This is a genomic window from Blastococcus sp. OS1-29, from assembly GCF_057628075.1.
The window spans coordinates 433,186-447,099 of record NZ_JBXXJK010000002.1; the positions used below are offsets into that span (position 1 = coordinate 433,186).

Genomic DNA, 13,914 nt, shown 5'->3' on the forward strand with positions numbered 1-13,914 from the left:
AGGCGGGGCGGACGCAGAACACACCGCAGGACCGGGCCCGGCCGGTGCGGGCCGACCCCGGACCTGCGCGACGCGACGGCTCGGCCGACGTCCGGCCTATTGACCGTGCCGGACGCCCGGTTCACCGGTGCGGAACTGGATGAGTCCGGCGGCGGAGGTGTCCAGCGGCTCCCGCTTGCCGACGGGGAGGACGGCCCTGCCGCGGACGCCCTGCAGCATCATCGCCGTGGCGACGTACCAGGCGAGGATCGCCGAGCAGACCAACAGCCATCCGGCGGTGGTCACCGCCCAGTGCTGGTCCAGCGTGTAGCCGATCGCCGCGAAGGTCGAGCCGGCAGCCAGCAGGGTGAGCACGCCGGTCAGCGCGAGGTTCTCGTAGAGGGCCGCCGCCGCGCCCGCCCACGTGATGGCTGCCAGGACGATGAACCAGTAGCCCAGCGCGACGAACGCCCCGGTCGGCACCGTGAGGGCACCGACGGCCACCAGCAGGTTGAGCAGGCCGTAGGCGAGCCAGAACGCTCCCCAGGTTCCGTGCATGGCGGTCGCCAGCCCGTCACGGGCCCGGTACGCCCACATACCGGCCAGCAGTTGGGCCATGCCGCCGAAGAAGGCGGCGAACGGGAACAGGTACTGCGCCGACGTGTCGGTGCCCCACCAGCCGGCGAGGTTGGACGCGACGATGAAGGTCGCACCGGCGAAGCCGTAGAGGCCGAGGATCGACGGGGCAGCCACCGGTTGCAGCGAGATCTGACTGTGCTGCCGCCAGAAGTCGGGATCGATGTCGTAGGCGGAGTCCCGTACGGCGGGATCGCGAGGTGCCTTGATCTGTGTCATGTCGTGCTCCGAGGCGAGAAATGCCGTCGACGAGGACGGCGGGATTGGGGATGTGGTGCCGTCGCGGCCGGGTACGCGTCTGCTCGGGGCGGCTCAGGGCCCTTCGGGCTGCGCGGCGGAGGCATGCACGAGGCGGCACGACGGCTCGCCGGCGCTGAAGCGGACCTGCCCCACAGATGCTCCGTTCCCGGGGCGTCGCGGTCTGGCGTGCTTGGGCGCCGGGCCCGGCTCTCCTCGTGTTCTAAAGGGCCACAGTTGGTACATGGCAAGAATGGCCCCCGCAGCCGTCGTGCGCAAGGCCCCTGCAGCGTTTCCGATCGGGCGTGGCGCCGGCCAACGGCCGTTGCTGGGCCGCCGCCACCGTCGTAGCGTCCACAGGTAGGCGGCATGACTCGCCCGTGGTCCGGACCGGAAGGAGATCGGTCGACATGGTCTTCAAGATCCAGCCGCATGTGCGGCTCCAGGAATGGGTGGCCGAGGAGCGCGGGTTCTTCACCGCGGAGGGGCTGGACTACGAGTTCCACGTCGATGGATTCGACATGGGGTCGGCGGCAACCGTGAGCTCCGCTGCCACGGCGCCGATCTCCGTCCGCAGCGGCGCCTTCGAGGACATGGAGGCCGGGCGCTCCTCCGATGTCTCCTGCGCCTGTCACTGGGCGGTGAACGCGGCGGCGAGCGCCCAGCACGGCAAGATGTACGGGAATGCCTACTCCGTGTGCCCGGCCGGCATCTACGTCGCGGCGGACTCCGAGCTGACGCGGCCGGAGGATCTCGCCGGCGTCGAGGTGGGCGTGGGCTACCACTCGGGCAGCCACTATTCCGCGCTGCAGGCCCTCGAAGCGTTCCTGGACCGCAGAGACATCGCCCTGAGCTTCGTCGGTCGGCCCTTCGACCGGGTGCGACTGGCTCTCGCGGGCCGTGTCGCTGCGATCAACGTGTGGGGGGCGCAGGCGTACCTGCTCGAACAGCAGGGCTTCCGCAAGCTGGTGGACACGTCGTTCGTCATGGGTTTCCTGCTGTCCCCGCAGGCAGACCCCGAGGACGTCGGCCGGTACTTCCGGGCGCTCCTGCATGCACAGCAGGAGATCGACCTCGAGCTGCCGCGGTACAGCCACCACTGGGCTCGGGAGATGCCGCCGGACCTGCTGGAGCTGGTGGATGTTAGGCGCTTCGGCCCGGGGGAGCGCATCGTGCCGCAGGCCTACACCCGGGAGATGTTCGATCGGACGCAGGGCTGGATGCGGGAGTGGGAGCTGCTCGACGGCGTCCCGGCGAGCGGGACGTTCTACCAGGACGCCGTCGTCGGCTGAGGAACGGTCAGTCCTCCTCGTCGAGCGCGGCCGCCACCCGGCGATGGGCCACCCAGATCTCCTCCGGAAGGTCGGCGAACTGGGCCAGGTGCTCCTCGCGGTGCTCCATCTCCTGCCGCCAACGGGCCGTGTCGATGGTGAGGAGCCGGTCGAGATCCCCGGGGTGCAGATCCATCCCGTCGAGGACGAGCTCTTCCGGCCTGGGGACGATGCCGACCGGCGTCTGCCTGCCGGACACCTCGCCGTTGCGCAGCTGCAGGAGCCACAGCAGGGGGCGCAGGTTGTCCCGGTAGCCCGGCCAGAGGAAGTGGCCGTCGTCGGGGTCGCGCTGGAACCAGTTGACGTGGGCGAAGATCGGCTGGTCGGTGGCCGACCCGATGACCTTCAGCCAGTGCGCCGCATAGGCGCCCTCGGAGTACGCCATGAAGGGGCGCATCGACATGGGGTCGTACCGCAGCACGCCCTCCGTGCCCTCGGCGGCGAACGTCGCCTCCGCGCCCAGGGTCAGGCCGTCGTAGACGCCTTCGGCCAGGTCGGTGATCGCCCGGACGAGCGGCTCGCGGTCACGAGTGCGGCCGCCGAAGATGATCGCGTCGATCGGCACGCCCTTGGGGGTGTCGAAGTCGGGGGCGATGTTCGGCACGTGCTCCAGGGTGGTGGTGAACCGGCTGTTCGGGTGCGCCCACGGCGTGCTCCGGTCGGCGTCCGACCGCTCGGAGATCAGCTCGCCCTTCCAGTCCCGCCAGCCGGTGACGTCCTCCGGCGGCCCGGGGGTCTTGCCCTCCCACCAGACCTCGTGCGTGTCCTCGTTGTAGGCGACGTTGGTGAAGATCGTGCCGGTGCCCTCGGCGATCGCCGCCACCGCCGTCGGGTTGGTCGTCTCGTTGGTGTCCTTCGCGACGCCGAAGACGCCGAACTCGGGGTTGATCGCGTAGATGCGCCCGTCCTCGGGGTCGACCCGCAGCCACGCGATGTCGTCCCCGTAGAAGTCGACGTGGTACCTGTCCCCGAGGGCGTCGGGGGCGAGCGTCATCGCCAGGTTGGTCTTGCCCGACGCGCTCGGCATGCCGCCGCAGATGTGGTACTTGCGCCCCGTCTCCTTGTCGGTGATGCCGAGCAGGAGGAACTGCTCGGCCAGGAACTTCCCGGAGCTCCAGCCGTCGTAGGTGGCCTGGCGCAGGCCGTGCGCGATCTTGCCCAGCAGGGCGTTGCCGCCGTAGGAGGAGCCGTAGTGCAGGATCGTGCGCTCGTCGGCCAGGGTCACGAAGTAGCGCTGGTCGTCCTCCGTCCCGTGGCCGAGACCCTCCAGGTCGCCGGTGACGTGCACCGCGCGGACGAAGCTGTCCTGGTCGGCGAGGTCGTTGACGTGGTCCACGCCGACCCGGGCCATCCGGATCATGTGCAGGACGACGGTGCGGGTGTCGGTGAGTTCGACCCCCGCCGCGTAGGCCTCCAGCGGCGAGCCCGGCGGTGCCATCAGGTACGGGACGACGTACATGGTCTTGCCCGCTGAGGCGCCGCGCATCCGGTCCTCGAGCAGGGGACGCATCTCCGCGGCCGGCCGCCAGTTGTTGTAGACGCCCTTGTCGGCGGGGTTGCTGGTCGCCACGACGGTGCGCTCCTCGGACCGGGCGGTGTCCTTGGGATGGCTGCGCGAGTAGTAGCGGCCTTCGCCGGCGGGGGCCAGCTCGCCCGCGTCCAGCGCCTCGCGCAGCAGCCGGTCGTCATCCGAGGCGTTGATGACCTCGAGCCGGTCGGCGCCGGTGAGTCGGAACCACTGGTGCACGTACTCACGGACGTGCTGGTTGCGGAGGCCTGCCTGGTCCATCACGGCGTCGATGTCGGTCACACCCGCAGCTTCTCGGGAAGGGGGGCACCCGCGCCACCCGAGTCACCGCTAAGGGGTGCACGAATGGTGTGGCACCGGTCACTGCGGCGTGCCGGCGCGGGGGCGTCGCATCTCCACCGCACCACCGCGCGCGGGCTAGGCCGCACGAGGCGCGTACATGATCACCGCAACGCCGACCAGGCAGATGAGGGCACCGACCACGTCGTACCGGTCGGGGCGGAACCCGTCCAGCAGCATCCCCCAGGCGAGGCTCCCGGCGACGAACACTCCGCCGTACGCGGCCAGGATGCGGCCGAAGCTCGCGTCGGGCTGCAGTGTGGCCACGAACCCGTACGCGCCGAGCGCGAGCACGCCCAGGCCGATCCACAGCCAGCCGCGGTGCTCTCGCACGCCCTGCCAGATCAGCCATGCTCCGCCGATCTCGGCGACCGCGGCCAGGACGAACAGCAGGATCGAACGCGCAACCGTCATGACCCGCAGCCTCTCAGCCGCCGGCAGTCCCGGGCCGCTCCGCCCATGGCCCACGCGCTGGAAGACGTCCGAGGCTTCCGTTGCATTCCGTACCGAGGTACGGGCTTAACGTTCAGCTCATGACCGCTTCGATGACCGACCTCGGCGTCCCTGCCCCGGGCGCGGGCTAGGTTCCGGTGGACACGTGCGCGTTACCGACCGCTGAGCGCCCGCTGCGCGTGGCCGAGTTCGACGCACTGTTCGCCTCCGCTCTGCGCGTCGTGCAGCGGCCGACGCCGGGCGTCCCGCGGGCGCGCCTGGTGCTCCAGGAGACGACACCCTGCGGGGCAGGGTGCAGCAGCTGGCCTTCGCGGAGAGCTCCTGCTGCTCCTTCTTCACCTTCACCGTGACGGACGTCGATCCCGCGGACGACGGCGTGCTGGGCGAGACGGTGATCGCCCTGGACATCGAGGTGCCGACCGCCCGCGCCGACGTCCTCGACGCCCTCGTGCAGCGCGCCGCCCGCCGGCCGACGGCATGACCACCGTCAGCGTGGCCGGTGCCGTCCCCGCCCCGGCAGGGCTGCGCAGCGGGCAGGTCGCTCCTGCCGCCGGTGTGAACATCGAGACGCTTCGCTACTACGAACGGCGCCGCCTGCTCGCCGAGCCGCACCGCAGCCCCGGCGGGCACCGCCTGCACCCGGACTCCGCGGTGACCACGTTGCGGGTCATCAAGGCCGCGCAGCGGCTGGGGTTCACCCTCGACGAGATCGCCGACCTGCTCGACGTCGGCCGCCGCTCGCACACGCACGCCGGACGGTCGCGGCGCAGGAGCGGCGGAGCCGGCGGGCTGCAGCAGCGGACACGAGCCATGGCGCCCGCCGTTCCGGCGGCACTCGTCGCAGCCCACACCTACTGGCTGGAGCACGCCGAGGAGCCGCTGGCCGATGTGCTTCGGGCATCCTCGAGCTCATGTTGCCCGACGAGCCGGTGACGTGACTGACGTCCTCCGGCATCTGCCGCTGACCCCGAGCCGGTCCGCTCAGCCCACTGCGGGGATGAGCAGGAACGCGAGGCCGAAGACGACGAGCCCCACGAGGAAGAGCACAACCGTGAAGCCCATGACGTCGCGGACGTTGAGCTTGGCGATCGCCAGGACCGGCAGCAGCCAGAACGGCTGGATCATGTTCGCCACCTGCTCGCCGGCCGCGACCGACATGGACAGCTTGCCCAGGTAGCCCGGTGACGTGGAGTGCAGATCGATCGCGGACTGGACGGCGACGGGCCCCTGGACGGCCCAGTGCCCGCCGCCGGACGGCACGAACAGCGTGATGATGTTCGACGCCAGGAAGTGGAAGAAGGGCAGCGTTGTGCTGTTGGCCGCCGCCGAGATGCCATCGGAGATGACCACTGCCAACGAGTGGACGTCCTTGGCCGGTGCGTAGCCGAGCAGCGCGATGACGCCGCCGTAGAGCGGGTACTGCAGGATGAGCGGCCCGGCGGTCTTGGCCGCCCCGGTGAAGGCGCCGATGAAACGGATCGGCGTCCAGTGGAGCAGCAGCCCGAGCACCGTGAACAGCATGACCATGGCGGTGATGTCGAGGGTGAACCCGCTGCGCACGAAGTAGGCCAGGCCCGCGGCGGCCAGCAGGACGTTGATCAGCCACATGTTCTCGAGGCGCTGGGCGAGAGTGGGCCGGGCGACGGTCTCGGTCACCGTGTCCGTGCGCCGCTCGGTCTCGACCGCGCCGGCCCCGGATCCGTCGCCGGTGGGCGGCATCAGTTCGTCGTCGGCGGGCGTGCCGCGATCGCCGTCGACGCCGTCCCGGCCGTCCCTGCCACGGGACCGGCGGCCCGGGTCGTCCTCGTCGAACAATGCATCGTCCGGGCGGAGCACGGTGCTGGGCAGCATCGAGCGCAGCAGCAGCGGTACGACGGCGAGCATGACCAGCACCGGCACCCAGTTGGCCGGCTGGGCGAGGGCGTCCCAGAGCGTGAGGTTCCGCTTGGTCAGCGAGTGGATGACGTTGAGCGGGCTGTTCGGGTCGGTGTTGGCCAGCGCGATGGAGCTGGAGAATCCGGACGCCCAGATGATGAAGCCGGCGTATCCGGCGGCCACGAGGTAGCCGAAGTGGATGTCGTGCATCCGCAGCGCGATCCGGCGGGCCACCAGCGCCCCCACCACGAGGCCGAGTCCCCAGTTCAGCAGGGACGCGACGGCGGCAGCGAAGAAGCAGGTCATCGCCGCCTGGAACTGCGTCTTCGGCAGCGCCGCGATCCGGTCCAGACCCCGTTGCACGATCGGCGCCTCGGCCAGGGTGTAGCCGGCCACCAGGATGATGATCATCTGGAGAGCGAACGAGAAGATGTTCTTCGGCCCCCAGACGCCGCCGAACCAGGCGTCGAGGAGCCCGCCGGGGGAGGTGCCCGGCACGAAGACGAAGACGGCCAGGACGGCCACGACGGTGAGCAGCACCGCCAGCAGGAACGGGTCGGGCATGAGCCGCTCGACGTACCGGACGCAGGCGTTCGTGAAGCGCTTCATCTGCATTCCCCTGATGCACGAAGGGCGGCCGGGTCCGGCCTTTCGTACTGTCCCTCGTGTGCGCGCCATCCGCGCGTCGAGGTTCCGTTGCCCGTCGGAGGGGGGAGCCGTGCTGGACAAGCGGGTCGCCACGCTGGCGGCCGCCGTCGACGGAGTCCGCGACGGCGCCACGGTGCTCATCGGCGGCTTCGGGAACTCGGGCGTGCCGGTCGAGCTGACGCACGCGCTGCTCGAGCAGGGAGCCCGCGACCTCACCGTCGTCACCAACAATGCCGGCAGCGGCGACACCGACGTCGCCGCCCTGCTGCGCGAGCGCCGGGTCCGCAAGATCATCTGCTCGTATCCGCGCTCCAAGGGCTCGATCTGGTTCGAGGAGCTCTACCGCGCTCGCGACATCGAACTGGAGCTGGTGCCGCAGGGCACGCTGAGTGAGCGGATGCGGTGCGCCGGCGCCGGGCTCGGTGGCTTCTTCACCCCCGCGGGGGCCGATTCGCTGCTCGCGGAGGGCAAGGAGGTGCGCATGATCGCCGGTCGCCGGCACGTCTTCGAGGGCCCGCTGCGCGGGGACGTCGCCCTGATCAAGGCCGATCGCGCCGACCGGTGGGGCAACCTGACCTATCACTCGGCCGCCCGGAACTTCGGCCCGACCATGGCAGCGGCCGCCGACCTGACCGTCGTCCAGGTGCGTGAGTTCGTGGAACTGGGCGGGATCGACCCGGAGGTGGTGGTGACGCCGGGTGTCTTCGTCGACCGGGTCGTCCGCGTCGAGCCGGACGGCGTCCGGTGACCGCCCAGCGGCTGTCCCGCGCCGACATGGCCCGGCGGGCGGCCGAGGACATCCCCGACGGGTCCTACGTCAACCTGGGCATCGGCCTGCCGACCCTGGTGGCCAATTTCGTGCCCGAGGGCCGCGAGGTGATCTACCACAGCGAGAACGGGATCCTGGGTGTCGGGCCGGCCCCCGCGCCGGGGGAGGGGGACCCCGAGCTGATCAACGCCGGGAAGGAGCCGGTCACGCTGCTGCCCGGTGCCGCGTACTTCCACCACACCGATTCGTTCATGATCATGCGTGGCGGACACCTGGACATCTCGGTACTGGGCGCCTTCCAGGTGGCCGCGAACGGCGACCTGGCGAACTGGGCGACCGACGACGAGCACTTCCCGCCGGCCGTCGGCGGTGCGATGGATCTCGCGGTCGGTGCCCGGCGGATCCTCGTGCTCACGACCCACACCACGTCCGGCGGCGAGCCGAAGCTGCTGGAGCGCTGCACGTATCCACTGACCGCCGCAGGAGTGGTCGACCGCATCTACACCGATCTCGCCGTTCTCGACGTGACCCACGAGGGGCTGCTCGTGCGGGAACTGGTCGACGGGTTGACCCCGAGCGGTCTCCAGGAGCTCACCGGGGCAGAGCTCCGCTTCGCCGACGATGTGCAGGTCCTGGCGGTGGGCTCGACCTAGGCGCCCGCGTCCGCGCCGGTCAGCGAAGCCAAGAGGTGGGGCGAGCCGCCGCTGGGGGACAGCTCGCGGACGTCCCACTCCGCGACGCCGCCCACGGTGTACGGATCCTCCGCCAGGACGGCGTCCAGGGCGGTGCGGTCCAGGCCGCGGGCGAGGATGAACCCACCGCTCGGCGGCACCAGCCGTCCCCAGGCGAGGAAGTGACCGGCGGCGCGCTGGCGTTCGAGGTGGGCGAGGTGCTCGGAGCGCAGCGCGTCGACGTCGGCCAGCGGGCGCACGTACCGGGTCAGCAGCAGCCAGACGGGAGCGGTCATGCCGGCCAGCATCCTCGACCGCAGGCCCGCGCGCCTCACACGGTGGCGATGGGTGTGACCGGGGAGCCCGTGGCACCGGGCAGCCGCAGCGGCGGCGCCGTGAGCAGCAGGCGGGAGCGCCCTGCTGCCCGCAGGTGCTCGGCGAGTTCGCTCAGCCACCACAGCTCACCCAGGTGCACGCCCAACCGGAACAGGCACAGCTCGTGCAGGGGCAGCACGGGGTCGCCGACGCCTGCACCGGCGGCGGGATATGCCTCGACGGCATAGTTGTCCGCCGCGATGGCCGCCACCCCGCTGTCGGTGATCCACTGCTGCAGAGCCGGGTCGGCGCCGTCCAGGACCGCGCAGACCTGCAGGGCCTCGGCGGTCGGCGACCGCTGCTGGTCCAGCACGACCCGGGCGAAACCGGTGTGCAGCAGCAGGATGTCGCCCGGCTCGACCAGCACCTCGTCGTCCCGCAGGACGGCCATCAGCCGGTCGTAGCCGATCACCGTGCGGTCGGTGCCGTAGTGCGCGGCCAGGTCGACGAGCACGGCGCGCCCCTGCACCCCGTGGCGGGCCATGGAGCTGATGTCCACCGGGCCGGCAGAGGAGGTCGAGGCCAGGCCGTCGGCCGCGCCGTCGACGTCGACGAGGCTGGCCAGGCCGGCCCGCGCGGGTGAGTCGGGACCGGTCACGTCGACGCCGGCCCGCCAGCCGTTGTAGTAGACCTGTTCGGGGATCCCGTCCCCGTCCGCGTCGAAGACCGCCCCGGCGTGGCCGAACGCGTCCCACTGCGTGGAGTACTGGGTGTGCAGGACGACCAGGTCGTCGGACACGACGTCGGTCGCCCCGGGATGGGCGACGCCCAGCGAGCAGTTGAAGTTCACCGCGCCCGCCCGCAACGACGGCCGGACGATCGGCGGGTAGCGGTTCGGGTTCAGGACCATCCCGCCGGGGTGGTCCAGCGGCAGCGACAGGGAGAAGGTGCGGCCGTCGCGCACCTCGGCGACGCCCTTGCGCACCTGCTCCGGACCGATCAGGTTGAGCCGGCCCCACGTGTCGTCGGGGCCGAAGTCACCCCACGTGGAGCCCTCCGGCCGGCGGATCCAGCGGCTTCCGTTCATGGCAGCTCCCTTCGGGCGTGACAGGGCAGTGGTCCGGGGTAGGCAGGGATGGCCGCACGCACCTGTCACCGTGGAGGAACATCATGGCCGCGTTCACCTTCACGCAACTCACGCCGACCGCCTTCCTGGACCGATCGGCCCGGGTGTTCCCCGACCGGACAGCCGTGATCGACGGGGATCGCCGGTTCACCTACCGCGAGTTCGCCGACCGCTCGCAGCGCCTGGCCGGCGCCCTCAGCTCCCGCGGGGTCTTCCCCGGCGACCGGGTTGCCGCGTTGTGCGTGAACAGCTCGACCATGCTCGAGCTCCACAACGGCGTTCCCTGGGCCGGTGCGGTGCTGGTCCCGCTGAACGTCCGGCTCTCCCCGGAGGAGCTGGAGTACATCGTGCGGCACTGCGGAGCGCGGCTGCTCGTCGCCGACGGCCAGCTGGAGGCTGCCGCCCAGAAGGTCTCCTCGGCCGTCGGCATCCCGCTGGTGGTCGCCGGAGGTGAGGCCGACGAGTACGAGCAGCTCCTCGCCGACGCCGAGCCGCTCGCCCGTCCCTGCGAGGACGAGCGCAGCCTGCTGGCGCTGAACTACACGTCGGGCACGACCGGGCGCCCGAAGGGCGTGATGTACCACCACCGCGGCGCCTATCTGCAGTCGCTGGCCATGGCGATGCACAGCGGCTTCGGGCCGTCGAGCCGGTACCTGTGGACCCTGCCGATGTTCCATTGCGACGGCTGGTGCTTCCCGTGGGCCGTGTCGGCTGCCGGGGCGGCGCACGTCTGCCTGCCCAAGGTGGATCCCGACGAGATCTGGCGGCTGCTGCGCACGGAGGGCATCACGCACTTCAGCGCGGCCCCGACGGTGCTCACGATGATCGCGAACTCGGCCGGGGCCGAGGCGGGTCCGCTGGAGCGACCGGTGCACGTCCAGACGGGGGGCGCGCCGCCGTCGCCGACGCTGCTGTCACGGATGTCCCGACTGAACATGGATGTCACCCATCTCTACGGGCTCACAGAGACCTACGGGCCCCTCGCGATCAACCAGTGGCATCCCGAGTGGGACGAGCTTCCGGAGGAACGGCAGGCCGAGCTCAAGGCGAGGCAGGGGACCGGCAACGTCGTCGCCGATGCGCTCCGGGTCGTCACGGAGGACGGCGCCGACGTCCCCGCGGACGGCGCCACCATCGGCGAGATCGTCGCCCGGGGCAACGACGTCATGCGGGGCTACTACCTCGACGACGAGGCCACGGCCGCCTCGACCCTTGCGGGGACCGGTGACGGAGGCGCCTGGTTCCGCACCGGCGACCTCGCGGTGGTCCATCCCGACGGCTACCTCGAGATCCGCGACCGCAGCAAGGACATCATCATCTCGGGGGGCGAGAACATCTCCTCGGTCGAGATCGAGCGGGCGCTCGACGCACATCCCGCCGTGCTCGAGTCGGCGGTGGTCGGTGAGCCCCACGAGAAGTGGGGGGAGGTCCCGGTCGCCTACGTGACCCTGCGTCCGAACGCGGAGGTCGCCGACGGAGAGCTGGCGTCGTTCGTCCGCTCGCGCCTGGCCGGCTTCAAGGTGCCCAAGAGATTCGTGTACGGCGAGCTCCCGAAGACCTCCACCGGCAAGGTCCAGAAGAACGTTCTCCGCACTCTCGCCCCCAGCTGAGTCGGAGTCTCGCGCCCGGTGCCCTTCGGCACTGAACCTCGTGCCCTGCCTCAGCTCGCAGGTCAGAAAACGAGGGTCGGACCCGATCGGCTCGCTCGGGTGCAGGATGCCTATCGGTCGTCACTGCCGGCGGAGGCGGCCGAACACATGAGCCAGGCTTTGGGAGACGATTTCGCCAAATATCCGGTAGACCTGCCGAACTTCCAGCGCGCGAGCGCATACACGGAGGACTCGCGTTTCCCGGACGTCCGTTTGCTCGGGGGCACAGGGGCCCCGTCGGCCAGCGCGTACGTCGAGCGTGGCGTGCGCCTCGGTCGCCGGCTTCGATCTCGAGCCCCAGGTACCCTGCGGGCGAACAGGCCGAGTAGTGGCGAGAACCTTTTCGGTGATCGCCCACGGTTCGACCAGCTGAGCAGGCAGGCAAGTGGTGCGAGTGCCTAGGCCCTGAGGGGCCGACTCCAGCGGCATGCCTCAAGGCATGTGCCGGGTGGGGCAAACGGCACTGCCCCGGCAGGCGAACTGGCCATGCGTGCAGGGGACAGTCATCTCCTGCGGGAGCGGCTGTGGTCGAGTCATGAGCGAAACGACCGCCTGGTCCTGCTTTTCATCTGACCATAGATACCATTCGTGCCAGGCCTCAGCTGATTCGATTCCCACGGCGGGTGAGTTGAATCCGTACTGGTCTACCGCCTGCCAGAAAAAGCGAGGGAGGGGCGGAAGCGGATCGTCCACGGTCATGTCCCAGGGGGACCGGACGCGGTCGGCGTGCTCGGAGATGTACGACCGAGTCCAGGCCAAAGTGATCAGTCCGACGATGACGAGTGCGCACCCGAGGATCGCGTATTCGCCCCAGTTCCAGAACACCGCCGCACCTGACGGGTCGGGCGCGATGACCAAGAGGCCGGCTTGGATGATCGGGAGCGTTACCAAGACGGCGCCGAGCACGCGGACCGGAGCGACCAGACGCGCGGCGACCTCGCCGAAGTCGTTGTGCGCGATCAGAGCCGCCACACCCGCGGACGTGGTGACCAGCACCAGCACCAGATCGCGCACCTTCCCGTCGGCCCAGGCCGCTGTGCGGACGGTCCACGGCAGGGACACGACTGCGAGCGCGGCGAGGATGACCCATGTGGAGGCCAGCATGGTGGTCAGCCAACCCCGCGTCGGGATCCCGACGTCGAGTTGCACGCGGCAGCAGGATCCGTTCGGCACCTCCACCACGTGCAGGCCGATGGTCGGCGAGTGCCCCTCGACTCGATCCAGGGAGATGGGTTCGTCGAGTTGGTTCGGTCGCCCGGCCAGCAGTGTGGCTCTTTCCATGCGGACGCCGGCAGGAGCGGTCACCTCGAAGTGGTAGCTGGCCGCTGCTTCCGCCGAGGGAATTTGGAACCGGATCCTCGTGGCCCGCAGACCGAGTCGCGCGGCCGTGCGCCTCCATTCGAGCCGGCCCGCCGGCATGCCCGTCCGGTAGTAGCAATGGGGGTCGGGGTGACCGGGCTCAGGACGATCCAATGCCGGTCGCTGGTAGGCCCACCGCGTCGGTTCGGTGAACGACATGTGCAGCAGACGATGACGGCCGAGCTCGACCGGTAGCAGGACGTACAACGTGTAGCCGTGCCGCAGTCGCCCGAAGGTCCACATGAAGAGGTCGTCGTCCGCGAGGCGCTGCATCAGCAGCGAAGCTCGCGCTTCGAGCCTCGCGGCCATGTCCAGGACGTCAGGCCGCTCGCCGGCGATGAAGTGGCGGGTGAAGTATTCGAGCTCGCGCCTCGTCGCCGCGTCGAGTGGCGAAGGAAGCGCGGCAGCGGCCGCCGCCAGGAGGACTGATTCATCCAACTGCTGCACGACTCGAAGACCTGGCGTTGTGATTCGGTGACCGCTGTCGTCAGACAGGATGAAGTTGACCAGCGTGCGCCGCCGCATCACCGAGAGCGGGACCAGCCAGTAGCGCTTCTGCTGGCCATCGACCACCAGCGGAGCATCGGGGGGCACCAGTAGGTCGATGGCGTTGTTCCGACTGATGATCCGATCCCGTTCGAACGTGATCTTCTCCACGCGACGCAGGTCGCGACAACTCATTCTCAGCTTCTGTAGGAGCAGCCGCCGCCCGATCTCGCCGCACATCGGCTCGGGCAGCTTCACATGGCGACCGGCCAGGTCCAGGGCCTCCTCGGTGACGTCGATGGGCCAGATGAGCTCGGGAGACGAGCTGAGCTGCGACGACTCTTCCTGGTCCACGACAGGTGACACCCGCTGCCTTCCACGGGCGATCGCTTGTGTGGTGCGTTCCTGTTGAGTGCCCTCGCTCCCGGTCGGCGTAGCTCCCACGCTGGTTCGCGATGAGAGCTCTGCCGCTCCGCCGCCGGCCTGCGCCGGCGAGTGCTGGGTCCCCCGGTG

Annotated in this window: 13 protein-coding genes; 6 read left to right on the forward strand and 7 right to left on the reverse strand. The window is 70.3% G+C overall.

From position 1 onward, the window contains the following. Positions 1 to 96 precede the first annotated feature (96 nt). Positions 97 to 834 carry an acetate uptake transporter family protein gene (locus tag AC2H4J_RS06780; protein ID WP_487464088.1) on the reverse strand — a complete coding sequence of 246 codons (738 nt, stop codon included), beginning with the start codon at positions 832 to 834 and terminating at the stop codon, positions 97 to 99. Positions 835 to 1,262: 428 nt separating this feature from the next. On the opposite strand from AC2H4J_RS06780, the gene AC2H4J_RS06785 reads away from it, so the two are divergent. Further along, the gene (locus AC2H4J_RS06785) at positions 1,263 to 2,144 is read left to right on the forward strand and encodes an ABC transporter substrate-binding protein (RefSeq protein WP_487464089.1); all 882 of its coding nucleotides are present in this window, start codon (positions 1,263 to 1,265) and stop codon (positions 2,142 to 2,144) included. A gap of 7 nt (positions 2,145 to 2,151) precedes the next feature. Here the strand turns inward: AC2H4J_RS06785 and AC2H4J_RS06790 are convergent, their stop codons facing one another. Both AC2H4J_RS06790 and AC2H4J_RS06795 read right to left on the reverse strand, forming a co-directional pair. Further along, the gene (locus AC2H4J_RS06790; protein ID WP_487464090.1) at positions 2,152 to 3,993 is read right to left on the reverse strand and encodes a phosphoenolpyruvate carboxykinase (GTP); all 1,842 of its coding nucleotides are present in this window, start codon (positions 3,991 to 3,993) and stop codon (positions 2,152 to 2,154) included. Positions 3,994 to 4,128: 135 nt separating this feature from the next. Continuing rightward, positions 4,129 to 4,464 (reverse strand): YnfA family protein, encoded by a 336-nt coding sequence (locus AC2H4J_RS06795; RefSeq protein WP_487464091.1) that lies wholly within the window; start codon positions 4,462 to 4,464, stop codon positions 4,129 to 4,131. A 331-nt stretch (positions 4,465 to 4,795) separates the two neighbouring features. On the opposite strand from AC2H4J_RS06795, the gene AC2H4J_RS06800 reads away from it, so the two are divergent. Together AC2H4J_RS06800 and AC2H4J_RS06805 are read left to right on the forward strand one after the other, a co-directional pair. Next, on the forward strand, positions 4,796 to 4,984 hold the full coding sequence (locus tag AC2H4J_RS06800; RefSeq protein WP_487464092.1) for a hypothetical protein: 189 nt from the start codon (positions 4,796 to 4,798) through the stop codon (positions 4,982 to 4,984). Next, entirely contained in the window at positions 4,981 to 5,436 is a 456-nt protein-coding gene (locus tag AC2H4J_RS06805; protein ID WP_487464093.1) for a MerR family transcriptional regulator, read from the forward strand. The genes AC2H4J_RS06800 and AC2H4J_RS06805 overlap by 4 nt, the downstream gene beginning before the upstream one ends. A gap of 48 nt (positions 5,437 to 5,484) precedes the next feature. Here the strand turns inward: AC2H4J_RS06805 and AC2H4J_RS06810 are convergent, their stop codons facing one another. Further along, positions 5,485 to 6,987 (reverse strand): TIGR00366 family protein, encoded by a 1,503-nt coding sequence (locus AC2H4J_RS06810; RefSeq protein ID WP_487464094.1) that lies wholly within the window; start codon positions 6,985 to 6,987, stop codon positions 5,485 to 5,487. Between the two features lie 58 nt (positions 6,988 to 7,045). On the opposite strand from AC2H4J_RS06810, the gene AC2H4J_RS06815 reads away from it, so the two are divergent. Then, positions 7,046 to 7,774, forward strand: a complete 729-nt coding sequence (locus AC2H4J_RS06815) for a 3-oxoacid CoA-transferase subunit A (RefSeq protein ID WP_487464095.1) — start codon at positions 7,046 to 7,048, stop codon at positions 7,772 to 7,774. Then, entirely contained in the window at positions 7,771 to 8,448 is a 678-nt protein-coding gene (locus tag AC2H4J_RS06820; RefSeq protein ID WP_487464096.1) for a 3-oxoacid CoA-transferase subunit B, read from the forward strand. The genes AC2H4J_RS06815 and AC2H4J_RS06820 overlap by 4 nt, the downstream gene beginning before the upstream one ends. On the opposite strand, the gene AC2H4J_RS06825 is transcribed toward AC2H4J_RS06820, so the two are convergent. Continuing rightward, positions 8,445 to 8,762, reverse strand: a complete 318-nt coding sequence (locus AC2H4J_RS06825) for a YciI family protein (RefSeq protein WP_487464097.1) — start codon at positions 8,760 to 8,762, stop codon at positions 8,445 to 8,447. The genes AC2H4J_RS06820 and AC2H4J_RS06825 overlap by 4 nt on opposite strands. Before the next feature lie 35 nt (positions 8,763 to 8,797). Beyond that, positions 8,798 to 9,868 carry a cyclase family protein gene (locus tag AC2H4J_RS06830; RefSeq protein ID WP_487464098.1) on the reverse strand — a complete coding sequence of 357 codons (1,071 nt, stop codon included), beginning with the start codon at positions 9,866 to 9,868 and terminating at the stop codon, positions 8,798 to 8,800. 83 nt (positions 9,869 to 9,951) lie between these two features. Between AC2H4J_RS06830 and AC2H4J_RS06835 the strand changes: the two genes are divergently transcribed. After that, a complete protein-coding gene (locus AC2H4J_RS06835) occupies positions 9,952 to 11,517 on the forward strand; it encodes an acyl--CoA ligase family protein (RefSeq protein ID WP_487464099.1) in 1,566 nt (521 codons plus the stop codon). A gap of 471 nt (positions 11,518 to 11,988) precedes the next feature. Here the strand turns inward: AC2H4J_RS06835 and AC2H4J_RS06840 are convergent, their stop codons facing one another. After that, on the reverse strand, positions 11,989 to 13,755 hold the full coding sequence (locus AC2H4J_RS06840) for a hypothetical protein (protein WP_487464100.1): 1,767 nt from the start codon (positions 13,753 to 13,755) through the stop codon (positions 11,989 to 11,991). Positions 13,756 to 13,914 lie beyond the last annotated feature (159 nt).

Excerpts from the sequence above, each read along its gene's own strand:
- AC2H4J_RS06780 (WP_487464088.1), bottom strand. The coding sequence starts at position 834 with ATGACACAGATCAAGGCACCTCGCGATCCCGCCGTACGGGACTCCGCC.
- AC2H4J_RS06785 (WP_487464089.1), top strand. The coding sequence starts at position 1,263 with ATGGTCTTCAAGATCCAGCCGCATGTGCGGCTCCAGGAATGGGTGGCC.
- AC2H4J_RS06795 (WP_487464091.1), bottom strand. The coding sequence starts at position 4,464 with ATGACGGTTGCGCGTTCGATCCTGCTGTTCGTCCTGGCCGCGGTCGCC.
- AC2H4J_RS06805 (WP_487464093.1), top strand. The coding sequence starts at position 4,981 with ATGACCACCGTCAGCGTGGCCGGTGCCGTCCCCGCCCCGGCAGGGCTG.
- AC2H4J_RS06810 (WP_487464094.1), bottom strand. The coding sequence starts at position 6,987 with ATGAAGCGCTTCACGAACGCCTGCGTCCGGTACGTCGAGCGGCTCATG.
- AC2H4J_RS06825 (WP_487464097.1), bottom strand. The coding sequence starts at position 8,762 with ATGACCGCTCCCGTCTGGCTGCTGCTGACCCGGTACGTGCGCCCGCTG.
- AC2H4J_RS06830 (WP_487464098.1), bottom strand. The coding sequence starts at position 9,868 with ATGAACGGAAGCCGCTGGATCCGCCGGCCGGAGGGCTCCACGTGGGGT.
- AC2H4J_RS06835 (WP_487464099.1), top strand. The coding sequence starts at position 9,952 with ATGGCCGCGTTCACCTTCACGCAACTCACGCCGACCGCCTTCCTGGAC.